At 71.2% G+C, this 24,790-nt stretch carries 17 protein-coding genes and 1 riboswitch; of the genes, 15 read left to right on the top strand and 2 right to left on the bottom strand.

All coding sequences use genetic code 11. The features are described from left to right. Positions 1–599: 599 nt before the first annotated feature. The 3 genes from IG94_RS0128500 (at position 600) to mfd (ending at position 7,919) form a co-directional block, all read left to right on the top strand. Positions 600–1,418 (top strand): ABC transporter ATP-binding protein, encoded by an 819-nt coding sequence (locus IG94_RS0128500; RefSeq protein ID WP_052410903.1) that lies wholly within the window; start codon positions 600–602, stop codon positions 1,416–1,418. Then, positions 1,415–3,979 carry an ABC transporter permease gene (locus IG94_RS0128495; RefSeq protein ID WP_031043373.1) on the top strand — a complete coding sequence of 855 codons (2,565 nt, stop codon included), beginning with the start codon at positions 1,415–1,417 and terminating at the stop codon, positions 3,977–3,979. The genes IG94_RS0128500 and IG94_RS0128495 overlap by 4 nt, the downstream gene beginning before the upstream one ends. Before the next feature lie 385 nt (positions 3,980–4,364). Further along, positions 4,365–7,919: a transcription-repair coupling factor gene (gene mfd / locus IG94_RS0128490; protein WP_031043371.1), complete on the top strand. Its 3,555-nt coding sequence runs from the start codon at positions 4,365–4,367 to the stop codon at positions 7,917–7,919. A 144-nt stretch (positions 7,920–8,063) separates the two neighbouring features. Here mfd and IG94_RS0128485 read toward each other — a convergent pair whose 3' ends face one another. Continuing rightward, positions 8,064–8,255 carry an antitoxin gene (locus IG94_RS0128485; protein ID WP_031043369.1) on the bottom strand — a complete coding sequence of 64 codons (192 nt, stop codon included), beginning with the start codon at positions 8,253–8,255 and terminating at the stop codon, positions 8,064–8,066. A gap of 145 nt (positions 8,256–8,400) precedes the next feature. Between IG94_RS0128485 and IG94_RS0128480 the strand changes: the two genes are divergently transcribed. The 12 genes from IG94_RS0128480 (at position 8,401) to IG94_RS0128425 (ending at position 22,142) form a co-directional block, all read left to right on the top strand. Then, positions 8,401–9,171 carry an HNH endonuclease family protein gene (locus IG94_RS0128480; RefSeq protein WP_031043367.1) on the top strand — a complete coding sequence of 257 codons (771 nt, stop codon included), beginning with the start codon at positions 8,401–8,403 and terminating at the stop codon, positions 9,169–9,171. Between the two features lie 155 nt (positions 9,172–9,326). Beyond that, complete coding sequence (locus IG94_RS0128475) at positions 9,327–9,977, top strand: SurA N-terminal domain-containing protein (protein ID WP_031043365.1); 651 nt, start codon at positions 9,327–9,329, stop codon at positions 9,975–9,977. A 59-nt stretch (positions 9,978–10,036) separates the two neighbouring features. After that, positions 10,037–11,032 carry a nucleoside triphosphate pyrophosphohydrolase gene (locus IG94_RS0128470; protein WP_263439431.1) on the top strand — a complete coding sequence of 332 codons (996 nt, stop codon included), beginning with the start codon at positions 10,037–10,039 and terminating at the stop codon, positions 11,030–11,032. A 263-nt stretch (positions 11,033–11,295) separates the two neighbouring features. Further along, entirely contained in the window at positions 11,296–12,564 is a 1,269-nt protein-coding gene (locus tag IG94_RS0128465; protein ID WP_031043359.1) for a cytochrome P450 family protein, read from the top strand. A 143-nt stretch (positions 12,565–12,707) separates the two neighbouring features. Beyond that, positions 12,708–13,658: a LysM peptidoglycan-binding domain-containing protein gene (locus tag IG94_RS38920; RefSeq protein ID WP_308043548.1), complete on the top strand. Its 951-nt coding sequence runs from the start codon at positions 12,708–12,710 to the stop codon at positions 13,656–13,658. Between the two features lie 261 nt (positions 13,659–13,919). Further along, a riboswitch (cyclic di-AMP (ydaO/yuaA leader) is annotated at positions 13,920–14,086 on the top strand. Between the two features lie 3 nt (positions 14,087–14,089). Further along, a complete protein-coding gene (locus IG94_RS0128455; protein WP_031043357.1) occupies positions 14,090–14,815 on the top strand; it encodes a transglycosylase family protein in 726 nt (241 codons plus the stop codon). A gap of 280 nt (positions 14,816–15,095) precedes the next feature. Continuing rightward, positions 15,096–16,376: a phosphopyruvate hydratase gene (gene eno, locus IG94_RS0128450; protein WP_031043355.1), complete on the top strand. Its 1,281-nt coding sequence runs from the start codon at positions 15,096–15,098 to the stop codon at positions 16,374–16,376. A gap of 242 nt (positions 16,377–16,618) precedes the next feature. Further along, positions 16,619–17,101, top strand: a complete 483-nt coding sequence (locus IG94_RS0128445; protein WP_031043352.1) for an FtsB family cell division protein — start codon at positions 16,619–16,621, stop codon at positions 17,099–17,101. An 86-nt stretch (positions 17,102–17,187) separates the two neighbouring features. After that, entirely contained in the window at positions 17,188–17,751 is a 564-nt protein-coding gene (locus IG94_RS0128440) for a DUF501 domain-containing protein (RefSeq protein WP_031043349.1), read from the top strand. After that, a complete protein-coding gene (locus IG94_RS0128435) occupies positions 17,748–18,689 on the top strand; it encodes a Ppx/GppA phosphatase family protein (RefSeq protein WP_031043346.1) in 942 nt (313 codons plus the stop codon). Before IG94_RS0128440 ends, IG94_RS0128435 begins: the two co-directional genes overlap by 4 nt. Before the next feature lie 428 nt (positions 18,690–19,117). Then, the gene (locus IG94_RS0128430; protein ID WP_078536078.1) at positions 19,118–20,557 is read left to right on the top strand and encodes an NAD(P)/FAD-dependent oxidoreductase; all 1,440 of its coding nucleotides are present in this window, start codon (positions 19,118–19,120) and stop codon (positions 20,555–20,557) included. 280 nt (positions 20,558–20,837) lie between these two features. Then, the gene (locus tag IG94_RS0128425; protein ID WP_031043340.1) at positions 20,838–22,142 is read left to right on the top strand and encodes a class I SAM-dependent methyltransferase; all 1,305 of its coding nucleotides are present in this window, start codon (positions 20,838–20,840) and stop codon (positions 22,140–22,142) included. Between the two features lie 79 nt (positions 22,143–22,221). Here IG94_RS0128425 and IG94_RS0128420 read toward each other — a convergent pair whose 3' ends face one another. Beyond that, complete coding sequence (locus IG94_RS0128420; protein ID WP_031043337.1) at positions 22,222–24,747, bottom strand: ABC transporter permease; 2,526 nt, start codon at positions 24,745–24,747, stop codon at positions 22,222–22,224. Positions 24,748–24,790: the final 43 nt, after the last annotated feature.

The raw sequence follows: 24,790 nt of genomic DNA, 5'->3' as shown, positions 1-24,790 counted from the left end.
TAGACGTCGCAATCCACACCGAACCGGAAGGCCCTCACCTGTTCAAGATCCCTCAGCCGAGACCTGACTCACCCGTCCACAACCTCCCCGGACAGAACACCTAGGCCTGGTCCACCGAGGGGTGGACTGCCCCTAGGGGTACCTCCGTACTACGGCTCGGGGAGGGTTCGTACCGACGGAGGACGAGACGGCACCGGTGGCGTCCTTAGTCTGGCTTTACGCCGCTGGGGGGCGGCGAACCGGACCCGCGGGGGTGGGGTTTTCCCCAGGAGAAGAGTGCGCTGAGCATCAGGGCGCTCACCCCGCGGCTCCGGTCAGACTCTTCCGGACAGCAGCACGGCGCACGCACGGCACCCCTGCACACGCACGCACACACCATTTCGCACGCACCACACGCACCACACGCACCACACGCACGCACGGCAGTACCGCGCACCACGGCATACGGCACACCACCGCCGTACGGCGCATCGCAGCCGTACGGCACAGCGAGGCGGCACGGGCCCCACAGCGGGTCGTGGCGCCGCTCACCCCGGTAGCACTCGGCGTCCGCCGTCGGCACCGGCGGCTCAATCGGCGACCGACATAGGAGACTTGACATGACATCGGCCGTAAGTATTCCCACGCACGGGGACACCGGAGGGCGGACGGCCGTCGCCGCGCGGGCGCGGCAGGTCGTGAAGGCCTACGGGTCGGGCGAGACCCGGGTGGTCGCGCTCGACCACGTCGACGTGGACATCGCCCGCGGCCGGTTCACCGCCATCATGGGGCCGTCGGGCTCCGGCAAGTCCACGCTGATGCACTGCCTGGCGGGCCTGGACACGGTGACCGGCGGTCAGATCCATCTGGACGAGACCGAGATAACGGGTCTCAAGGACAAGAAGCTCACGCAGCTGCGCCGGGACCGGATCGGCTTCATCTTCCAGGCGTTCAACCTGCTCCCGACGCTCAACGCGCTCGAGAACATCACGCTGCCCATGGACATCGCCGGCCGCAAGTACGACCGGGCGTGGCTGGACCAGGTCGTGGAGACCGTCGGGCTCGCCGGCCGGCTCAAGCACCGGCCGAACCAGCTCTCCGGCGGCCAGCAGCAACGGGTCGCGGTGGCGCGGGCCCTGGCCGCGCGTCCCGAGATCATCTTCGGCGACGAGCCGACCGGAAACCTCGACTCGCGGGCCGGCGCCGAGGTGCTGGGCTTCCTGCGCCGCTCGGTCACCGAACTGGGCCAGACCATCGTCATGGTCACCCACGACCCGGTGGCCGCCGCCTACGCGGACCGGGTGCTGTACCTCGCCGACGGCCGGATCGTCGACGACATGTACCAGCCGACCGCGGAGACGGTCCTCGACCGCATGCTGCGTATCTCCGGTGAGAACCCCCAGGCTCCCGACCTCGACGCCCGGGGACGTGCGTCATGACCGTCGTGAAGACCTCGATGCGCAACTTCGTCGCGCACAAGGGCCGGATGGCGCTCTCGGCGGTGGCGGTGCTGCTGTCGGTGGCGTTCGTGTGCGGCACCCTGGTGTTCACCGACACCATGAACACCACGTTCGACAAGCTGTTCGCCGTCACCTCCGCGGACGTGACGGTCGCGCCGAAGGACGCCAAGAGCGAGGAGACCCCGCAGAACGGCGTGCCCGAGTCGCTCCCGGCGTCCGCCCTGGAGCAGATCCGCGGCGTCGAGGGCGTCAAGTCGGCGCAGGGCTCGGTCACGTCGACGAACGTGACCGTCGTCGACCGCGACAACGACAACGTGGGCGCCACCAGCGGCGCGCCGACCATCGCGGGCAACTGGACGGAGAACAGCCAGCGGTCGCTGGAGATCACCTCCGGACACGCTCCGCGCGGACCCACCGAGGCGATGGTCGACGCCGACACCGCCGACAAGCACGGCCTGAAGCTCGGCGACGAACTGCGCACCATCGCGCAGACCGGCGACTTCAAGGCGGAGATCGTCGGCATCGTCTCCTTCACGGTGACCAACCCGGGCGCCGCGCTCGTCTACTTCGACACGCCCACCGCCCAGCGGCAACTGCTCGGCGGCACCGACCGGTTCACCCAGTTCGACATCACCGCGGCCGCCGGGGTCTCCGACGCGCGGCTCAAGCAGACCGTCGCCGGCACCCTCGACGGCGCCTACAAGGTGCAGACGGCCAAGGAGAGCTCCGACGAGGACCGCAAGGACATCGGCGAGTTCATGGACGTCATCAAGTACGCCATGCTCGGCTTCGCCGGGATCGCGTTCCTCGTCGGCATCTTCCTGATCATCAACACGTTCTCCATGCTGGTCGCCCAGCGCACCCGTGAGATCGGCCTGATGCGGGCCATCGGCTCCTCCCGCCGGCAGGTCAACCGCTCGGTGCTGATCGAGGCGCTGCTGCTCGGCGTCGTCGGCTCGGTCCTCGGTGTCGCGGCCGGTGTCGGCATCGCCGTCGGACTGATGAAGCTGATGTCGGCGGCGGGGATGAACCTGTCCACCGACGACCTGACCGTCAAGACGGCGACCCCCGCCATCGGCCTCGTCCTCGGCGTCGTCGTCACGGTCCTGGCCGCCTACCTGCCCGCCCGCCGGGCCGGCAAGGTCTCCCCGATGGCCGCCCTGCGCGACGCCGGCACCCCGGCCGACGGCAGGGCCGGCTGGATACGCGGGCTGATCGGCCTGGTCCTCACCGGCTCCGGCGCCGCGGCCCTGCTGACGGCCGCCTCCGCCGACAAGGCGAGCGACGGCTCGCTGATGCTCGGCGCGGGCATCGTGCTCTCGCTCATCGGCTTCGTCGTCATCGGCCCGGTGCTGGCCGGATTCGTGGTCCGGGTGATCAGCGCGGTGCTGCTGCGGGCCTTCGGCCCGGTGGGCCGGCTCGCCGAGCGCAACGCGCTGCGCAACCCGCGCCGCACCGGCGCCACCGGTGCCGCGCTGATGATCGGCCTGGCGCTGGTGGCCTGCCTGTCCGTCGTCGGCTCCTCGATGGTCGCCTCGGCCACCAGCGAGCTGGATAAGACGGTCGGCGCGGACTTCATCGTCCAGGGCAGCCAGCGGATCGTGCCGCAGGCCGAGAAGGCCATGAACGACACGCCCGGCCTGGAGCACGTCACCCGCTACAAGACGCTCGACGCCACGCTGACCTCGCCCGACGGCAGGACGGACGACTCCGGTGTGACGGCCGCCGACCCGACCTACGCCGAGGACGTGCGCCGCGCGACGACGGAGGGCAAGCTCTCCGCCGCCTACGGCACCGACGCCATGTCGGTCGGCTCGGACTACGCCGAGAAGCACGGCGTGCACGTCGGCGACACCGTCTCCGTCGCCTTCAAGGGCGGGGAGAAGGCGGAGCTCAAGGTCGCCGCGATCACCAGCGACGACGTGGCCATCGACCAGGGCGCCCGGTACATCGGCATCGAGACGATGGAGAAGTACCTGCCGGCCGACAAGATCCCGCCGAACACGATCATGTTCGCCAAGGCGGCGGACGGGCAGTCCGACCAGGCGTACGCCGCGCTGAAGAAGTCCCTGGACGCCTACCCGCAGTACCAGGTCGCCGACCAGACCGACTACAAGCAGGAGCTGAAGGACCAGATCGGCCAGCTGCTGAACATGGTCTACGGCCTGCTCGCCCTGGCGATCATCGTCGCCGTCCTCGGTGTGGTGAACACCCTGGCGCTGTCGGTGGTCGAGCGGACCCGCGAGATCGGTCTGATGCGGGCGATCGGCCTCTCCCGCCGCCAGCTGCGCCGCATGATCCGCATGGAGTCCGTCGTCATCGCCCTCTTCGGTGCCCTGCTCGGGCTCGGCCTGGGCATGGGCTGGGGCGCCACGGCGCAGCGGCTGCTCGCCCTGGAGGGACTGAACGTCCTGGAGATCCCCTGGCCGACGATCATCGGGGTCTTCGTCGGCTCGGCCTTCGTGGGCCTGTTCGCCGCCCTGGTCCCGGCCTTCCGGGCGGGTCGCATGAACGTCCTGAACGCCATCGCGACGGAGTAGCACCCGAAGCCACCGCATACGGGGGTTGCGGGGGAGGGCCCGGCACCGACGTCCCAGGGGACGACGGCGCCGGGCCTTTTGCGCGGGAGGCGGCGGGCCTCTTACGCGGGAGGCCGCGGCGGGGCGGCGGGCCTCTTTTGGGTCACTTCCGGACCGACCGAGTCGGGTGGCGGGTGGGCACAGGCCGGGGGTCCAGGGGGCGGAGCCCCCTGGTACGGCCACGGTGACGCCGGGGTGCCGCCCACCACGCCGGCCCCACCACGCACCGGCGTCGTCCACAGCCCCGACACCGCCGAGCAGACCGACGTACGCTGGAGACCCCCCGGCCCTCACCTCGTGTCGGGTCATTCGTGTTGCCCCACCCCAGGACGGAAGCGCCCCCTCCATGAGCCTGCACGGTCTGCTCGACGCCGTCGTCAAGGACACCGCCCTCGCGGAAGCGATCTCCGCGGCCGCAGACGGCAACCGCATGCACGTCGACCTGGTCGGCCCGCCCGCGGCCCGCCCCTTCGCGATCGCCGCCCTGGCCCGCGAGACGGGCCGCCCGGTGCTGGCCGTGACGGCGACGGGGCGCGAGGCGGAGGACCTGGCCGCGGCCCTGCGCTCCCTGCTGCCCCCCGAGGGCGTCGTGGAGTACCCCTCCTGGGAGACCCTGCCGCACGAGCGGCTCAGCCCCCGCAGCGACACCGTCGGCCGCCGCCTGGCCGTCCTGCGGCGCCTGGCCCACCCCCGCCCCGACGACCCCGAGACCGGCCCGGTCTCCGTCGTCGTCGCGCCCGTGCGCTCCGTGCTCCAGCCGCAGGTCAAAGGCCTCGGAGACCTGGAGCCCGTGGCCATGCGCACCGGGCAGAGCGCCGACCTGGAGGAGGCCGTCGAGGCACTGGCGGCGGCGGCGTACACGCGCGTGGAGCTGGTGGAGAAGCGCGGCGAGTTCGCCGTGCGCGGCGGCATCCTGGACGTGTTCCCGCCGACGGAGGAGCACCCGCTCCGCGTCGAGTTCTGGGGCGACGACGTCGAGGAGATCCGCTACTTCAAGGTCGCCGACCAGCGTTCCCTGGAGGTCGCCGAGCACGGCCTATGGGCCCCGCCCTGCCGCGAGCTGCTGCTGACGCGGGACGTGCGCGAGCGCGCCGCCGCCCTCGCCGAGGACCACCCGGAGCTGGGCGAACTGCTCGGCAAGATCGCCGAGGGCATCGCGGTGGAGGGCATGGAGTCCCTGGCCCCGGTCCTGGTGGACGACATGGAGCTGCTCCTGGACGTGCTGCCCAAGGGCTCGATGTCCGTGGTCTGCGACCCGGAGCGGGTGCGGACGCGGGCCGCCGACCTGGTGGCGACCTCGCAGGAGTTCCTGCAGGCGTCCTGGGCGGCCACCGCGGGCGGCGGCGAGGCACCGATCGACGTGAACGCGGCCTCGCTGTGGTCCATCGCGGACATCCGCGAGCGGGCCCGCGAGCTGGAGATGATGTGGTGGTCGGTCTCGCCGTTCGCCGCCGACGAGACGCTGGCGTCCGCCGCCGACGCGGCGGGCGACTCGGACACCCTGAAGCTCGGCATGCATGCCCCTGACACCTACCGGGGCGACACCGCGAAGGCGCTCGCCGACACCAAGGGCTGGCTGGCCGACGGCTGGCGCGCGGTCTACCTCACCGAGGGCCACGGCCCCGCGTCGCGCACGGTGGAGGTCCTCGGCGGCGAGGGCATCGCCGCCCGCCTCGACCAGGACCTCGACGCGCTCAGCCCCTCCGTCGTGCACGTCTCCTGCGGTTCGATCGACCACGGCTTCGTCGATCCGGCGCTCAGGCTGGCCGTGCTCACCGAGACCGACCTGACCGGCCAGAAGGCCGCAGGACGCGAGGGCGCGCGGATGCCGGCCCGGCGCCGCAAGACCATCGACCCGCTCACCCTGGAGCCGGGCGACTACATCGTCCACGAGCAGCACGGCGTCGGCCGCTACATCGAGATGGTGCAGCGCACCGTCCAGGGCGCCACCCGCGAGTACCTGGTCGTGGAGTACGCCCCCGCCAAGCGCGGCCAGCCCGGCGACCGGCTCTACATCCCCACCGACCAGCTGGAGCAGATCACCAAGTACGTCGGCGGCGAGGCCCCCACCCTGCACCGGCTCGGCGGCGCCGACTGGACCAAGACCAAGGCCCGCGCGAAGAAGGCGGTCAAGGAGATCGCCGCCGACCTGATCAAGCTCTACAGCGCGCGCATGGCGGCGCCCGGCCACGCGTTCGGCGCGGACACCCCCTGGCAGCGCGAGCTGGAGGACGCGTTCCCGTACGCGGAGACGCCGGACCAGCTCACCACCATCGCCGAGGTCAAGGACGACATGGAGAAGACGGTCCCGATGGACCGCCTGATCTGCGGCGACGTCGGCTACGGCAAGACGGAGATCGCGGTCCGCGCCGCCTTCAAGGCCGTCCAGGACGGCAAGCAGGTCGCCGTACTCGTTCCCACCACGCTGCTGGTGCAGCAGCACTTCGGGACGTTCGGCGAGCGGTACGCGCAGTTCCCGGTGAACGTGAAGGCGCTCTCCCGGTTCCAGACCGACACCGAGTCCAAGGCGACCCTGGAGGGCCTGCGCGAGGGCTCGGTGGACATCGTCATCGGCACCCACCGCCTCTTCTCCTCCGAGACGAAGTTCAAGGACCTGGGCCTGGTCATCGTCGACGAGGAGCAGCGCTTCGGCGTCGAGCACAAGGAGCAGCTGAAGAAGCTGCGCGCCAACGTCGACGTGCTGACCATGTCCGCCACCCCCATCCCGCGCACCCTGGAGATGGCGGTCACCGGCATCCGCGAGATGTCCACGATCACCACCCCGCCGGAGGAGCGCCACCCGGTCCTGACCTTCGTCGGCCCCTACGAGCACAAGCAGATCGGCGCCGCGATCCGCCGCGAGCTGCTGCGCGAGGGCCAGGTCTTCTACATCCACAACCGCGTGGAGTCCATCGACCGCGCGGCGGCCAGGCTCCGCGAGATCGTCCCCGAGGCGCGCATCGCCACCGCCCACGGCCAGATGTCGGAGCAGGCCCTCGAACAGGTCGTGGTCGACTTCTGGGAGAAGCGGTACGACGTGCTGGTCTCCACGACCATCGTCGAGTCCGGCATCGACATCTCCAACGCCAACACCCTCATCGTCGAGCGCGGCGACAACTTCGGTCTCAGCCAGCTCCACCAGCTGCGCGGCCGCGTCGGCCGGGGCAGGGAGCGCGGCTACGCGTACTTCCTCTACCCGCCGGAGAAGCCCCTGACGGAGACCGCGCACGAGCGCCTCGCGACCATCGCCCAGCACACCGAGATGGGCGCGGGCATGTACGTGGCGATGAAGGACCTGGAGATCCGCGGCGCGGGCAACCTGCTCGGCGGCGAGCAGTCCGGCCACATCGCCGGCGTCGGCTTCGACCTGTACGTGCGGATGGTGGGCGAGGCCGTCGCCGACTACCGGGCCTCGCTGGAGGGCGGCGTCGAGGAGGAGCCGCCGCTGGAGGTCAAGGTCGAGCTGCCCGTCGACGCGCACGTCCCGCACGACTACGCCCCCGGCGAGCGGCTGCGGCTCCAGGCGTACCGGTCCATCGCGTCGGCCAACAGCGAGGAGGACATCAGGTCCGTACGCGAGGAACTCGTCGACCGCTACGGCAAACTTCCGGAGCCGGTGGAGAACCTGCTGCTGGTGGCGGGCCTGCGCATGCTCGCGCGGGCGTGCGCCGTCGGCGAGATCGTGCTCCAAGGCAACAACATCCGCTTCGCGCCGGTGGAGCTGCGCGAGTCCCAGGAGCTGAGGCTCAAGCGGCTCTACCCCGGCAGCGTCATCAAGGCGGGCACGCACCAGGTGCTCGTACCGCGCCCGAAGACCGCGAAGGTCGGCGGCAAGCCGCTGGTCGGCCGGGAACTGCTCGGCTGGGTGGGCGAGTTCCTGACCTCGATCCCGGGCTCGTAGGGCCCCGGCCCCGGGGGTCCTGGATCGCAGGCCGCCGCTCCCGGCCCCGTAGCAGCCGGGACCCGTCGGACACGTCCTGACGTGCCGGAAGCCGTCCACGGGAGTGCCCCGTGGACGGCTTCCGGCATGTCCAAGACGCGGCAGCTACTGCTGCTCGCGGTCGCCGCCGCGCCCGAAGCCGAGCTTTTTCTCGGCCTGCTGCTGCGCGGAGTCGACCTGCTTCTTGTACTTGCCGCCGGTCCTCTGGTTGACCTGGCGTTCGGCGGCGTCGGACAGCTTCTGTGACTGTTCCTTGTTCTTGCCCGCCATGTTCTTCACCTTGTCGAGGATGCCCATGCAGAGCTCCTTCCGAGACGTGACTCACTGTCGACCGTACGACAGATATGTCCCGCATGCCCACTAGAGCCCCTTAAGGACCGCTATGGTCTGGACCTCTCCGTCGCTACGGTGGTACCGGCGGACGACCAGGGGAGGGGCACGCATGAGGCGGCACGGCAGGATTCGTATCGGAGGGGCCGTGGCAGCGGCCCTCGCTCTGGCCCTGGTGACCGGCTGCGAGGGTGCCGAGGGGGACAGCGCCCCGGCCTCGGGCGGCGGAGCCGAGGCCCCGGCCGCCGGCCACGCCGCCAGCCCGCTGAACAACCCGGACGGCACCGAACCGGGCCTCGCCCCGGTCACCGGAGACGGCCCCCGGACGAAGGCCCGCGACCTCGTCGACGGCCTGAAGACCAAGGGGCGCGGCCCGAAGACCGGGTACGACCGCGACGAGTTCGGCTACGCCTGGATGGACACCGCCGACGGCGTCCCGTTCGCCCGCAACGGATGCGACACGCGGAACGACCTGTTGAAGCGGGACGGGCAGGAGGTGCGCTTCAAGTCCGGCTCCGACTGCGTGGTCGTCGCCATGACGCTGGACGACCCGTACACCGGGACCAGCATCGAGTGGCGCAAGCAGAAGGCGAGCGAGGTCCAGATCGACCACGTCGTGCCGCTCTCGTACAGCTGGCAGATGGGCTCCTCGCGGTGGCCGGAGAACAAGCGCAAGCAACTGGCCAACGACCCGCTCAACCTCCTCCCCGTCGAGGGCGGCGCCAACTCCGCCAAGCGCGACTCCGGGCCGGCCTCCTGGCTGCCGCCGGACAAGTCGATCCGCTGCGCGTACGCCGTCCGCTTCGCCCAGGTCGCCACCAAGTACGAACTGGCGGTGACCACCGCGGACCGCGAGGCGATGCAGCGCCAGTGCGGCGGCTGACGGGCGGCCGGTGTGAGGCGGTGCCCGAAGACCGGGTGAATCGTTGTCCTGGTGAATCGTTGGTCCAATGGGTTGGCCAGAGCCGGGCCACTGCCTAACATCGATCATCGCAAGACTTTGTGCACCGCCGCACAAGCTCTCCTCGGGAGGTTTCCTTGCACCGCCGCCGTCGCTCCGCGCTCCTCCTCACCGCCGCGATCGCCACCGCGGCCCCTCTGCTCACCGCCTGCGGCAACGACGCGCACCCGGGTGCCGCGGCCGTCGTCGGCGACCAGCGGATCACCGTCTCCCAGCTGGAGAACCGCGTCGACGAGGTGCGCGAGGCGCAGCGGGCCGCCGTCCCGGACGACGGCCAGTACCAGCAGGTCGTCGCCAGGAGCGGCGCCCTCACCCGCGACACCCTGCACGGCATGGTCCTCGACCGGGTGCTGCACAGCGCCGCGGCGGACGCCCACGTGAGCGTCAGCCGCAAGGAAGTACAGGCGATGCGCGGCGACCTGGAGGACCAGGCCGGGGGCGCCGAGCAGCTGGAGACGGTCTGGCTCCAGCAGTACGGCGTCGCCCCCGGGCGCCTCGACGACAACCTCCGCGTCCAGCTGGAGGCGCAGAAGCTGGCCGAGAGCCTCGGCACCGACACCAGCCGCCCCGAGTTCTGGCAGGCCCTGTCCAAGGCCTCCGACAAGCTCGACATCGACCTCAACCCGCGCTACGGCGCGTGGGACGTCCAGAAGGCCGGCCGGGTCGACAGCGAGACCCCGTGGGTGCGGGAGGTCGCGGAGGCGGAGCCCTCGCAGCAGACCGCCTAGGACGCCCGCGCCGGGCCGCTCCCGCGGCCCTGTGGACAACTCGGGGGGCCGTCGGCCCCATGCGTTACGTTCGGAGAGTGAACGCAACCACCGCCGATCCGTCCCCCGCCGGCCAGGGCCGTATCGTCCTGCTCACCACCAGCCACCGCGTCGCCCCCGGCCTGCTCTCCTGGCCCGCCTGGCAGGCGCTGCGCACCGCCGACCGCGTGCTGTGCGCCGACGGGGCCCATCCCCAGCTGCCCTATCTGCGCGAGGCGGGGATACGGGTCGACGAAGCGGCCCCCGGCGCGGAGGAACTGGTCGAGGCGTGCGCCGGCGGGCGCACCGCGGTCGTCGTGGCGACCGGCGAGGGCGAGCCCGCGCTCACCGACGGACTGGCCCGGCTCGCCGGCTCCGGCCGCGTCCACATGCCGGAGCTGGAGCTGCTTCCGGCCTCCTACGACCTCCCGGGCGCCCGCCTGCTCGATCTGGTCCAGGTCATGGACCGCATCCGCGTCGAATGCCCGTGGTCCTCCGAGCGCACCCACAAGGGACTGGCCAAGTACGCCATCGAGGAGGCGTACGAACTCGTCGAGGCGATCGAGGACGGCGACCGCGAGGGGCTGCGCGAGGAACTGGGCGACGTGCTCCTCCAGGTCGTCTTCCACGCGCGGATCGCCGAGGAGGACCTGGAGGCGCCCTTCTCCGTCGACGACGTCGCCGGCACCATCGTCGACAAGCTGATCCGCCGCCACCCGCACATCTTCGGCGAGGAGACGGCCTCCACCCCCGAGGAGGTCCGCGAGCACTGGCTGCGCGTCAAGGCCGTCGAGAAGCAGCGCACCTCGGTCACCGAGGGCGTCCCCCTCGGCCAGCCGGGCCTCGCCCTCGCCGCCAAACTCGCCTCCCGCGTCCGTACCGCGGACCTCGCGGTCCCGCTCCCCGCCGGGGAGGGCATCGGCTACGAACTCCTCGCCCTGGCGGCCCGCGCCGAGGCGGAGGGCACCGACCCGGAGGCGGCGCTGCGAGCGGCGGCCCGCGCGTACCGGGACGCGATCCGGGAGGTCGAGGGGTGACCGGCCACCCGCCCGCTCCCGACCCCCGCCCCGCCGACGGACCGCCACCTGTTTCCGGCCTTTCGCACGCCGACGGGCCCCCGTCTGTTTCCGGCCCTCCGTCCGGCGCCGGTCGCACGCCTGTTTCCGGCCAACCGCCCGCCGACGGCTCCTCGCCCGCCACTGAGGACCGCGCCTCCGCCGCCGACCACGCCGCCCCCGCCGACCGCGAGGTCACCGCGCCCGCCCCCGCCGACCGCGAGGTCACCGGGCCCGTTCCCGAGTTGTTCTCCTGGGAGTTCGCGAACGACCCGTACCCCGCCTACGCCTGGCTGCGTGAGCACGCCCCCGTGCACCGCACCCGGCTGCCCAGCGGCGTGGAGGCCTGGCTGGTCACCCGGTACGCCGACGCGAAGCAGGCCCTCGCCGACCCGCGGCTGTCCAAGAACCCGGCGCACCACGACGGGCCCGCGCACGCCAAGGGCAAGACCGGCATCCCGGGGGAGCGGAAGGCCGAGTTGATGACCCACCTGCTCAACATCGACCCGCCGGACCACACCAGGCTGCGCCGACTGGTCAGCAAGGCGTTCACGCCCCGCCGGGTGGCCGAGTTCGCGCCGCGGGTGCAGGAACTGGCCGACGGCCTCATCGACGGCTTCGCGGACTCCGGTTCCGCCGACCTGATCCACGAGTTCGCCTTCCCGCTGCCCATCTACGCCATCTGCGACCTGCTCGGCGTCCCGCGCGAGGACCAGGACGACTTCCGGGACTGGGCGGGCATGATGATCCGTCACCAGGGCGGCCCGCGGGGCGGGGTCGCGCGGTCGGTGAAGAAGATGCGCGGCTACCTCGCCGATCTCATCCACCGCAAGCGCGCCGCGCTGCCGCCCGAGCCCGGCCCCGGCGAGGACCTCATATCCGGCCTGATCCGCGCCTCCGACCACGGTGAGCACCTCACCGAGAACGAGGCCGCCGCGATGGCCTTCATCCTGCTCTTCGCGGGCTTCGAGACCACCGTCAACCTCATCGGCAACGGCACCTACGCCCTGCTCACCCACCCCGGGCAGCGGGAGCGGCTCCAGGACTCCCTCGCCGCGGGCGAGCACGGCCTGCTGGAGACCGGCGTCGAGGAACTCCTCCGCTTCGACGGGCCGGTGGAGCTGGCCACCTGGCGCTTCGCCACCCGGCCGCTCACCCTCGGCGGACAGGGTGTCGCGGCCGGCGACCCCGTCCTCGTCGTGCTCGCCGCCGCCGACCGGGACCCGGAGCGGTTCAGCGACCCGGACACCCTGGACCTCTCCCGCCGCGACAGCCAGCACCTCGGGTACGGCCACGGCATCCACTACTGCCTGGGCGCCCCGCTGGCCCGGCTGGAGGGGCAGACGGCGCTGGCCACGCTCCTCACCCGGCTCCCGGATCTGCGCCTCGCCGCCGATCCGGCCGAATTGCGCCGGCGTGGCGGGCTCATCATGCGCGGTCTGCGTACTCTGCCGGTTTCGTTCACCCCGCCTCGGTCAGCGGACGACAACAGTGCGTCGTCAATGCAAAAGTGACACGCGCTCAACTTTGTGATCTTCACGTGATCTGTGCGGCATTAACTTGTGACTACCGATGATCTGCCTATACGTTCACGCATCAGTGTGGCGAAGAGCATCACGCGCCGCGCGGTCCCCGTCGTCTTGTGAAAGGTCGTCGCATGCTCTCCGGGAACGGTCGTCATCGCCGCCCCCGCCAGGCCCCCGCCCTGGTCGTCGCCGCCGGAGTGACCGGCTCCGCCATCGCCATCCCGCTGCTCGGCGCGGCCGGCGCCCACGCGGCCGACGCGTCGGCCTGGGACCAGATCGCCCAGTGCGAGACCGGCGGCGCCTGGAGCCAGAACAACGGCAACGGCTACTCCGGCGGCCTGCAGTTGTCGCAGGAGGTGTGGGAGCAGTACGGCGGCCTGGAGTACGCGTCCAGCGCCGACCAGGCCAGCCGCTCCCAGCAGATAAAGGTCGCTGAGAAGCTCTACGCGGACCAGGGCATCGCCGCCTGGCCGACCTGCGGCCTGCTCGCGGGCCTGGGCAACGACTCGGGCATCCTGGACGGCGGCTCGGACACGTCCGGTGCCGACACGTCGAAGGACTCGGACACCTCCAAAGACAAGAGCGAGACCAAGTCGCCCGGATCCGGGGACGCCACCGGGTCGTCGGAGTCGCCGCAGTCGTCCGAGTCGCCCTCCCCGTCCGGTTCGACCGAGGAGACCCAGTCGCCCTCGGGCACGCCCTCCTCGTCCCCTTCGCCCTCTTCTCCCTCCTCCTCTTCTTCCTCCTCCTCGTCCGGCACTCCGTCCGCGGACTCGTCCACCGAGCGGGACCAGTCCGACACGTCGGGTACGCCGGCCGGGAGCAGCCCGTCGGCCGGTGTCGACAACCGGGGCGGCCAGGGTGCGACCAGCCCGGGCCGGCACCGCGGCGACAGCGCCAACGAGGGTGCGGACACGGCGAAGCGGGGCCTCACCGACTGGACGGGGGGACGGCACGCCTCGAGCGGTGGGTCCGGCGAGGGTGACGACTCCTACATCGTCCGATCTGGCGACAACCTCTGGGGTATCGCCGACTCCCTCGGTGTCGACGGCGGATGGCATGCGCTCTACGGCGACAAGTAGCGAGTCGCGGGTGCGGACCACGACTGCGTCCTGCCCGGTCAGACGCTCACGGTCACGGGCGAATCGGGCGAAAAGCAGAGGGAGTTCGCGTCACGGTTAGAGACTGTATGTCCGTTTTGGATCTCGTGAGAGATAGGTCTCAGAAGCCGTGATCGTCTTTGATATTCCGTGGAGCGCATGTCTACGGTCATGACCGCTCGCCACCGCGGGCCCCGACAGCCGCAACGCCGAATCCTGCCAGCGGCCGTACGGGAACAGTCGTCGCGTCAAGCGCCGAAGGCAGGAGCGGGGGACCCAAGGTAAGTGCCGCACCGGGCAGTTGAGCCGGAGCGGCTAGGGGTGAAGCCGAGTTCCGCGAGGAACCCGGCCGGGCAACTCAACCGGCCCGAACCCGACAGCTCACCTCGCAGGCGTCGGTGAGGGGATCAACCATGCTGTTTTCCGGCAAGGGCAAGCACCGTCGCCCGTCCAAGGCCACCCGTGTCATCGCCGTCGCCGGCGTCACCGGTGCCGCCGTCGCCGCCCCGCTGATGGCGGCCGGCAACGCCTCCGCCGCCACCGCGTCCGAGTGGGACGCCGTCGCCCAGTGCGAGTCCGGCGGCAACTGGTCCATCAACACCGGCAACGGGTACTTCGGCGGTCTGCAGTTCTCCGCCTCCACCTGGGCCGGCTACGGCGGTACGCAGTACGCGTCCAGCGCCGACCAGGCGAGCAAGGCCCAGCAGATCGAGATAGCCGAGAAGGTGCTGGCGGGTCAGGGCAAGGGTGCCTGGCCGGTCTGCGGCACCGGACTGTCCGGCGCCGCGTACACCGGCGGCGGCTCCGAGAGCCAGGACAGCGGCTCCGGCAGCTCGCAGAGCCAGGGCGGCGACTCCGCCGAGCGCTCCTCCGAGCAGAAGGCCTCCCGCTCCTCCGAGCGTCCGGCCGCGGAGCAGAAGACGGAGCAGAAGGCCGAGAAGAAGACCGTCACCACCCCGACCGGCAAGAAGGTCGAGAAGGGCGACGGCGAGTACAAGGTCGTCAAGGGCGACACCCTCAGCTCGATCTCGGCGGAGCACGACGTCAAGGGCGGCTGGGAGAAGCTCTTCAAGCTGAACGACGACATCGTCGACGACGCCGACCTGATCTACCCGGGCCAGCAGCTGCACCTCAAGTAAGCAGCGGCCCCGAGACTCCCGCCCCGGTGCGTGTTCCCCCGTACGCACCGGGGCGGGTTTTTCACGCCCGCACCGGGGCGCTGATCCCGAACGTGTTTTCGACGGGTTTTCGGAAACGTCTTTGTTCCGTTCGGAAACAATTTACTCTCGGTTCTGTCCGGCGCACGGACGATCGGATGGCCGATCGCCCCGAGCCGGTTAGGCTCGGTCCCGCAGAGCCGCCGCGGTCCTGCGGACCCGCGCGTCACACCGAAGCGTCACATTGAAGAAGGAGATGCTCGTGCCGTCCATCGACGTCGTCGTAGCCCGGGAAATCCTGGACTCCCGAGGCAACCCCACGGTCGAGGTCGAGGTCGGCCTCGACGACGGCAGCACGGGGCGTGCCGCCGTCCCGTCCGGCGCCTCCACCGGTGCCTTCGAGGCCATCGAACTCCGTGACGGCGACCCGGGCCGTTACCTCGGCAAGGGCGTCGAGAAGGCCGTCCTCGCCGTCATCGAGCAGATCGGCCCGGAGCTGGTCGGCTACGACGCCACCGAGCAGCGCCTGATCGACCAGGCCATGTTCGACCTGGACGCCACCGACAACAAGGGCTCGCTCGGCGCCAACGCCATCCTCGGCGTCTCCCTCGCCGTCGCCCACGCCGCCTCCGAGGCGTCCGACCTGCCGCTCTTCCGCTACCTGGGCGGCCCGAACGCGCACCTGCTCCCGGTGCCGATGATGAACATCCTGAACGGCGGCTCGCACGCCGACTCCAACGTGGACATCCAGGAGTTCATGATCGCCCCGATCGGCGCGGAGTCCTTCTCCGAGGCCCTGCGCTGGGGCGCCGAGGTCTACCACACCCTCAAGAAGGTCCTGAAGAGCAAGGGCCTGGCCACCGGCCTCGGCGACGAGGGCGGCTTCGCCCCGAACCTCGGCTCCAACCGCGAGGCCCTCGACCTGATCCTTGAGGCGATCAAGGAGGCCGGCTACACCCCCGGCGAGCAGATCGCCCTCGCGCTCGACGTCGCCGCGTCCGAGTTCTACAAGGACGGCTCCTACGCCTTCGAGGGCAAGAACCGCACCGCCGCCGAGATGACCGACTACTACGCCGAGCTGGTCGAGGCGTACCCGCTGGTCTCCATCGAGGACCCGCTGTTCGAGGACGACTGGGACGGCTGGAACACCATCACCGCCCAGCTCGGTGACAAGGTGCAGCTCGTCGGCGACGACCTGTTCGTCACCAACCCCGAGCGCCTGGCCCGCGGCATCGAGGAGAACTCGGCCAACGCCCTGCTCGTCAAGGTCAACCAGATCGGTTCGCTGACCGAGACCCTGGACGCCGTCGAGCTGGCCCAGCGCAACGGCTTCAAGTGCATGATGTCCCACCGCTCCGGCGAGACCGAGGACGTCACCATCGCCGACCTGGCCGTCGCCACCAACTGCGGCCAGATCAAGACCGGCGCCCCGGCCCGCTCCGAGCGCGTCGCCAAGTACAACCAGCTGCTGCGCATCGAGGAGATCCTCGACGACGCCGCGGTGTACGCCGGCCGCAGCGCCTTCCCCCGCTTCAAGGCCTGACCCGCGCCGAGGCCCGACCCGCGCCGAGGCCCGACCGGCCTCAAGGGCTGACCCGGCTTCAGGGCCGACCGCCCGCAAGAGGCAGCGTCGTACGTACGTCCCCGTACTCGGTCCCGTACCGTGTGCGGGGACGTACGCACGCAGGGCCCGTGTCACGGATGTCCGTGACACGGACGACGCCCGTGCCACGGACGTGCGTATCAGGGACGACTGACGGACGACGCAGAGGCGGAGGCGCGGGCATGGCGGTGAAGGACCGGGACCGTTTCTCCACCGCGACCAGGATCCGGATCATCGGGGAGCAGACCGCGGCCCGGGTCTACCGCTCGCAGACCAAGCGCCAGGCCCGCCGCTCCCGGCTGACCGGCCGGGCCGCGCTGCTGGCGATGGTGTTCTGCTCGCTCGTCGTGGCGCTCGCCTACCCGATCCGGCAGTACGTCGCCCAGCGCGCCGAGATCGCCGACCTCCGCGAGGAGCAGCGGCAGACCCGGCAGCGGGTCGAGGACCTGCGCGACCTCAAGGCACGCTGGCAGGACGACGCCTACGCCGAGCAGCAGGTCCGGCTGCGGCTGCACTACGTGATGCCGGGGGAGTCCGGGTTCGTCGTCATCGACCCGGACGCGGCCGAGCAGACGCGCACCGGGCTCGGCGCCGCCGACCGCCCCTGGTACCGCAACGTCTGGGACGGGGTCGACAAGGCCGACGCCGTCGCCCATCGGCAGTGATCCGGCCCCGGCAGTGATACCGGCCCGCCGGCAGTGACAGCGGCGCGCCGGCAGCGACTCAACAGGAAGACCAGCAGAAGACAGCCATGCAGACTCCCCCGCCGACCACCCCGCGCACCGAGCCGACCGACGCGGACGTGGCGGCCTTCCAGCAGCAGCTCGGCCGTCCGCCGCGCGGGCTGCGCGCCATCGCGCACCGCTGCCCCTGCGGGCAGCCGGACGTCGTGGAGACCGCCCCGCGGCTGCCCGACGGCACCCCCTTCCCGACGCTGTACTACCTGACGTGCCCGAGGGCGGCCTCCGCGATCGGCACGCTGGAGGCGAACGGCGTGATGAAGGAGATGACCGAGCGCCTCGCCGCCGACCCGGTGCTGGCCGCCGCCTACCGTGCCGCGCACGAGGACTACGTCCGGCGCCGCGACGAGATCGAGGAGCTGACCGGCTTCCCGAGCGCCGGCGGCATGCCCGACCGGGTGAAGTGCCTGCACGTGCTGGTCGCGCACTCGCTGGCCGCCGGCCCCGGCGTCAACCCGCTGGGCGACGAGGCGATCGCGATGCTGCCCGAGTGGTGGCGCAAGGGCCCGTGCGTGACGCCCACCGACGCCGTCGGCACCGGCACCGGCCAGAAAGACCAGGAGGACGCCCAGTGACCCGTGTCGCCGCCGTCGACTGCGGTACGAACTCCATCCGGCTGCTCGTGGCCGACGCCGACCCGGAGACGGGCGAGCTGACCGACCTGGACCGCCGCATGACCATCGTGCGGCTCGGGCAGGGCGTCGACCGCACCGGACGGCTGGCCCCCGAGGCGCTGGAGCGGACCTTCGCCGCCTGCCGCGCGTACGCGGAGGTCGTCGAGGCGCACGGCGCCGAGCGGCTGCGCTTCGTGGCGACCTCCGCCTCCCGGGACGCGGAGAACCGGGACGACTTCGTGCGCGGGGTGGTGGACATCCTCGGCGTGGAGCCGGAGGTCATCTCCGGCGACCAGGAGGCCGAGTTCTCCTTCACCGGGGCGACGAAGGAACTCACCGGCCGCGCGGACCTCGACACGCCCTACCTGGTCGTCGACATCGGCGGCGGCTCCACCGAGTTCGTCGTCGGCGACGGCCGCGTGCGCGCCGCCCGCTCCGTGGACGTCGGCTGCGTCCGGATGACCGAGCGGCACCTGGTGCACGACGGCGCGGTGACCGACCCGCCCACCGAGGCGCAGATCGCGGCGATGCGGGCCGACATCGAGGCCGCCCTGGACCTCGCCGGGCGCACGGTGCCGCTGGGCGAGGCGCGCACGCTGGTCGGGCTGGCCGGGTCGGTGACGACCGTGTCCGCGATCGCGCAGGAGCTGCCCGAGTACGACTCGGCCGCGATCCACCACTCCCGCGTCTCGCGCGACCGGGTCCGGGAGATCACCGACTGGCTGCTGCGCTCCACCCACGCCGAGCGGGCGGCCGTGCCCTCCATGCACCCGGGCCGCGTCGACGTGATCGGCGCGGGCGCCCTCGTACTGCTGTCGATCATGGAACGGACGGGCGCGGAGGAGGTCGTGGTGAGCGAACACGACATCCTCGACGGCATCGCGTGGTCGCTGGCGTGAGGCCCCCGAGGGGGCGTGCGGTGGTCGGCTGAGCAGGGCGGACGACGTTTGAGCGGCTGTCGGGGGGTCCTGCGGGCCCCTCGGCGCGTCGCGCGCCGCGAAGTTCGTGAAGTTCTTCACAAGGAATTGGGCCCTGTCGGGCGAAGAAAGCGTGGCCGTTGACCCTTTTGGGGCTTCAACTGCCCTTTGAACGTGTTCAGGACGGTGCTTCGAGGGGGTGTCGAGGAGCCTTGCGGGAGCGGTGGTTCACGGCCCCGGGATCGCGGAGGCGCAGCTCACGCGGCATTGACAACGGAGCCCTCTACACGCTGGTTCCTTCGCCCGCCATGATCTCCGTCACGTGGGCGGCGGATGGTAGCACAGCCTCCACCGAACCTTGTGAAGGGGCGCACGAACCACCCCCCTGAGACGGGTGGATACTCGATGGCATGAGCACCACGGAGCGTCCCAGGATCCTCGTAGTAGGCGGTGGGTACGTAGGCCTGTACGCAGCTCGACGCATCCAGAAGAAGATGCGTTACGGCGAGGCGACCGTCACCGTCGTCGACCCGCGGTCGTACATGACCTACCAGCCCTTCCTCCCCGAAGCCGCCGCCGGCAGCATCTCCCCGCGGCACGTCGTCGTCCCCCTGCGGCGCGTGCTCCCGAAGGCGGAGGTCCTCACCGGCCGGGTCACCACCATCGACCAGGACCGCAAGGTCGCCACCGTCGCCCCGCTGGTCGGCGAGGCGTACGAGCTGCCCTTCGACTACCTGGTCATCGCGATGGGCGCGGTCTCCCGCACCTTCCCGATCCCCGGCCTCGCCGAACAGGGCATCGGGATGAAGGGCATCGAGGAGTCCATCGGACTGCGCAACCACGTCCTGGAGCAGCTCGACAAGGCCGACTCCACCACCGACGAGGAGATCCGCCGCAAGGCGCTCACCTTCGTCTTCATCGGCGGCGGCTTCGCCGGCGCGGAGACCATCGGTGAGGTCGAGGACATGGCCCGCGACGCGGCCAAGTACTACACCAACGTCTCCCGCGACGACATGCGCTTCGTCCTCGTGGACGCCGCCGACAAGATCCTCCCCGAGGTCGGTCCCAAGCTCGGCCAGTACGGCAAGGACCACCTGGAGAGCCGGGGTGTCGAGGTCTACCTCTCCACCTCCATGGACTCCTGCGTCGACGGCCACGTCGTGCTGAAGAACGGGCTGGAGGTCGACTCCCACACGATCGTGTGGACGGCCGGCGTCAAGCCCAACCCGGCGCTCTCCCGCTTCGGCCTGCCGCTGGGTCCCCGCGGTCACGTCGACACCCAGGCGACGCTCCAGGTCCAGGGCACCGACTACATCTGGGCCGCGGGCGACAACGCCCAGGTGCCGGACCTCGTCGGCCGCAAGGCGGGCAACGAGAACGCCTGGTGCCCGCCGAACGCCCAGCACGCGCTGCGCCAGGCCAAGGTCCTCGGCGACAACGTCATCTCCGGCATGCGGGGCTTCCCGCAGAAGGAGTACAGCCACGCCAACAAGGGCGCGGTGGCGGGCCTCGGCCTGCACAAGGGCGTCGCGATGATCGTCATGGGCAAGATGAAGATCAAGCTCAAGGGCCGCCTCGCCTGGTACATGCACCGCGGCTACCACGGCCTCGCGATGCCGACCTGGAACCGCAAGATCCGCATCTTCGCGGACTGGACGCTCGGCATGTTCCTCAAGCGCGAGGTCGTCTCCCTCGGCGCGATGGAGACGCCGCGCGAGGAGTTCTACGAGGCCGCCAAGCCGGCGCCGGCCGCGCCGAAGGCCGCCGACAAGGGCGCCTTGGGCGCCGAGAAGGCCGGCGAGAAGCCGGCCGCCGGCAAGACCGAGAAGACCGAGGCGAAGGCTTCCTGACTCCGCGCGGTACCTCATAGCAGTACCCCGAAGGGGCCGCCCGCCATCCGTGGTGCGGGCGGCCCCTTCGTGCTGCCCGCGCGCGCCGTGTCCCCGCCGTGCCCGCACCCTGTCCGCGCCCTGTCCGCACCGCTTTCGCGTTGCGCCGAGGGGGCGACAAAGCCGTTGGTGTGTACAGCTATTTTGCCGAGTCGTAACGCGCGCCGGGGACTGTACGGCGGCCTCCCCGGTGTTTACGTGGTGTTGCACATTCCGGGATCGCTCATCACGGAGGTATGCCATGGCTGACGCCGCGCTGCGGCTGCAGACCCTCTTCGAACAGTTGCTGGGAGCACCTCTCCCGGTGCGCATCCGCGCCTGGGACGGTTCGCAGTCGGGGCCGCCGGGCGCGCCGACCCTCGTCGTCCGCAACCGCAGGGCCCTGCGCCGCCTGCTGTTCAAGCCGGGGGAACTGGGCCTGGCCCGCGCCTGGGTGGCCGGGGACCTGGACGTCGAGGGCGACCTCTACACCGCCCTCGACCTGATGGCCGGCCTCATCTGGGAGCGCGGGGAGGATGCCCGCACGCTGGTCGAGGCGCTGCGCGATCCCGAGGTGCGCGCCGCCGTACGCGGCCTGTTGAGGCTCGCCGGGCCGCCGCTGCCGCCCGCGCCGCCGCCGGAGGAGGTCCGCCGGGCCCGCGGCCACCTGCACACCAAGCGCAGCGACAGACGGGCCATCAGCCACCACTACGACGTGGGCAACGACTTCTACGAACTCGTCCTCGGCCCCTCCATGGTGTACTCCTGCGCCTACTGGCCGTCCCCTCCGGCCGACGGCGGCACCCTGGAGGACGCCCAGCACGACAAGCTCGAACTCGTCAGCCGCAAGCTCGGCCTGGCGCCGGGTCAGCGCCTCCTGGACGTCGGCTGCGGCTGGGGGTCCATGGCGGTGCACGCGGCCCGTGAGCACGGCGTGCACGTCGTGGGCGTCACCCTCTCCCACGAGCAGGCCGCGTACGCCCGCAAGCGCGTCGCCGACGAGGGGCTCACGGACCGGGTGGAGATCCGCGTCCAGGACTACCGGGACGTCGCCGACGGGCCGTACGACGCGATCTCCTCCATCGGCATGGCCGAACACGTGGGCGCCGAGCGCTACCTGGAGTACGCCACCGACCTGCACAGGCTGCTCAAGCCCGGCGGACGGCTGCTGAACCACCAGATCGCCCGCCGCCCCCGGCGGGACGAGTCCGCGTACAACGTCGACGAGTTCATCGACGCCTACGTCTTCCCCGACGGCGAACTCGCCCCCGTCGGCACCACCGTCACCCAGCTGGAGCGGGCCGGGTTCGAGGTGCGCGACGTGGAGTCGATCCGCGAGCACTACGCGCTCACCCTGCGCCGCTGGGTCGCCAACCTGGAAGCCGGCTGGGACGCCGCCGCGGGCCGGCTGGTCAGCGCCGGCCGCGCCCGGGTCTGGCGGCTGTACATGGCCGCCTCCGCGCTGTCCTTCGAGCGCAACCGCATCGGCGTCAACCAGGTCATCGCGGTGAAGACGCCCGACTCGGGCGCCTCGGGCCTGCCGCTGCGCGCCCGCACCTGGAACTGAGCCCGGCACGCGGTACGAAGGGCCCCTTCCTCCCGCTGGTGGGAGGAAGGGGCCCTTCGTGGGGTCCTCGTGCCCCGCGCTACTCCGCCTTGATCGCCGAGAGCATGTTCAGCCGGGCCGCGCGCCGGGCCGGCCACAGGGCGGCCAAGACGCCGACCACCGCGGCGAGCAGCACGAAGACGCCGATCCGGTCCCACGGCAGCACCAGCTCGTACGTGGCCACCTCGGCGCCCACCAGCTCGCCCGCGGCCCAGCCGAAGAACACGCCCAGGCCGATGCCCAGGGCCGCGCCGAAGAGGGAGATGACGAGGGACTCCAGGCGCACCATCCGCTTGACGCCCTGGCGGTTCAGGCCGATCGCGCGGAGCATGCCGATCTCCTGGGAGCGCTCGAACACCGACATCGCCAGGGTGTTGACGACGCCGAGGACCGCCACGATCACCGCCATGCCCAGCAGGCCGTACAGGATGTTCAGCATCAGGGTGATCGTCTTGGCGATCTCGTCGGACAGGTTCTGCTTGTCCTGCACCTTGATGGCCGGGCTGTCGCCCAGGGCCGCCCGCAGGCTGTCCTTCGCCGCGTCGGACGTCCCGTCGGCCATCTTCACCATGACCTGCTGGTCGGCCGCGTCCTCCATGTGCGGGGACAGCGTCGGCAGGTCGAGCATGATGCCGCTGAACAGCTCGTTGGCCTCGTAGATCCCGGCGACCGTGAGCTGCTGCTCCTGGTCGTCGTCGTAGGTGACGGTGAACTCCGAACCGGCCTTCCAGCCGTGGTCCTCGGCGGTCTTCTCGTCGACGACGACCCGGGTGCCTTCGACCTCGGAGACACCGTCCTTGACCGGCAGGTCGGTCAGCTGCCCGAGGGCGGAGCCGGTGACACCGGTGAGGGACTCGTCCGTGTCCTCGACGGTCGCCCAGCTGTTGCGCAGCGGGCTGCTGGCGGTGACGCCGTCGACCCCGGCGAGTTTCTCCGCGACGTCCGGGGAGAGGTAGCCGAAGTTCGACATCGACACGACGTAGTCGGCCTTGACCGAGTCCGCGGCCATCTTGTTGATCGCCTTCTGCACGCCGACCGCCGCCACGGTCATGGCCGTGATCAGGGTGAGGCCGATCATCAGGGCGGAGGCCGTGGCCGCCGTACGGCGCGGGTTGCGGACCGCGTTCTGTCGGGCCAGCTTGCCCGACACGCCGAAGACGCGCAGCACCGGCGCGGCCGCCGCGATCAGCGGGCGGGACAGCAGCGGGGTGAGGACGAAGACGCCGATGACGACGAGGAAGGCGCCGAGGGCCATGGGGCCCTGGGCGGTCGTCGCCTTGTCGATCGTGGTCGCGGCCAGGACGACGGCGACGCCCGCCGCCGTGATCAGGGAGCCCAGCGTGTTCCGCAGTACCAGCGACTTGGTGGTCGCCTGGGCGTGCACGCTGTTCATCGCCGCCACCGGCGGGATCTTCGCGGCCCGGCGGGCGGGCAGCCAGGCGGCCAGCATGGTGATGAGGACGCCGACGGCGAGCGCGGCCACGACGGTGCCCGAGGAGACGACGAGCGGGCCGTCCGCGAAGTTGGCGCCGAACGAGTTCATCAGGGAACGCAGCCCGGCGCCGATGCCGACGCCCGCGACGAGGCCGGTGACCGCGGCGATCATGCCGACGACGAACGCCTCGAACAGGACGGACCGGGTGACCTGGCGGCGCGAGGCGCCGACGGCGCGCATCAGCGCGAGTTCCTTGGTGCGCTGGGCGACCAGCATGGTGAAGGTGTTGGCGATGAGGAAGGTGCCGACGAAGAGGGAGATGCCGGCGGCGACCAGCAGGGTCTGCTTCAGGCTGTCCATGGACCTGGCGATCATGGCGGCCTGGTCGCTGGCGAGTTCCGCGCCCGTCTGCATCTCGACGCTGTCCTTCGGCAGGGACGCGCCGAGCGCGGACATGAGGGCGTCCTGGCTGACGCCCGACTCCGCCTTCACGATGATCTCGTCGTACTCGCCCGGCTCGCCGAACAGCTTCTGCGCGGTGGCGGTGTCGAACAGGGACAGGCTGCCGCCCGCGTCCACGCTGCCGTCGTCGGTGGTGAAGATCCCGGAGACGGTCGGGGTGAGGACCGGGCCGTCGACGGACATGCGGACCTTGTCCCCGACCTTGTACCCGTGCCGTTCGGCGGTCTTCGAGTCGATGGCGACCTCGTCGCCGCCCTTCGGGGCGTGGCCCTCGGCCATCGGGTAGCGGGGGTCGTCGGTGCCCCAGTAGTTGCCGCCCGCCACCTGCCAGCCGTTGCCGACCGGGTTGCCGTCCTTGTCGGCGAGGGCGACGGAGCTGGTGACGCTGCCGATGGCGAAGGCCGCGCCCTCGGTCCGGTCGGCCCGGTCGAGGAGGTCCGGGGTCAGCTTCGTCTGCTCGTCGTCGCTCTTGTCCTCGTCCCAGTCCGGCGTGACGGAGACGTCGACCGCGGTGAAGCCCTTGGCGGAGGCCCTCTCGGACGCCTCGGAAATGGAGTTCGTGAAGACCAGGGTGCCCGACACGAACGCCACGCCGAGCATCACGGCGAGCACGGTCATCAGCAACCTGGTCTTGTGCGCGAGTACGTTGCGCAAGGCGGTACGGAACATGGGGCTTTCACTGTCCAGACGTGAGGGCGGTGGGGGAGGCGGC

Source organism: Streptomyces olivaceus (genome assembly GCF_000721235.1).
Classification (GTDB): Bacteria; Actinomycetota; Actinomycetes; order Streptomycetales; family Streptomycetaceae; genus Streptomyces; species Streptomyces olivaceus.
Note: the sequence above shows the minus strand (reverse complement) of the source record. Positions and strands in the feature narration are given on the sequence as shown.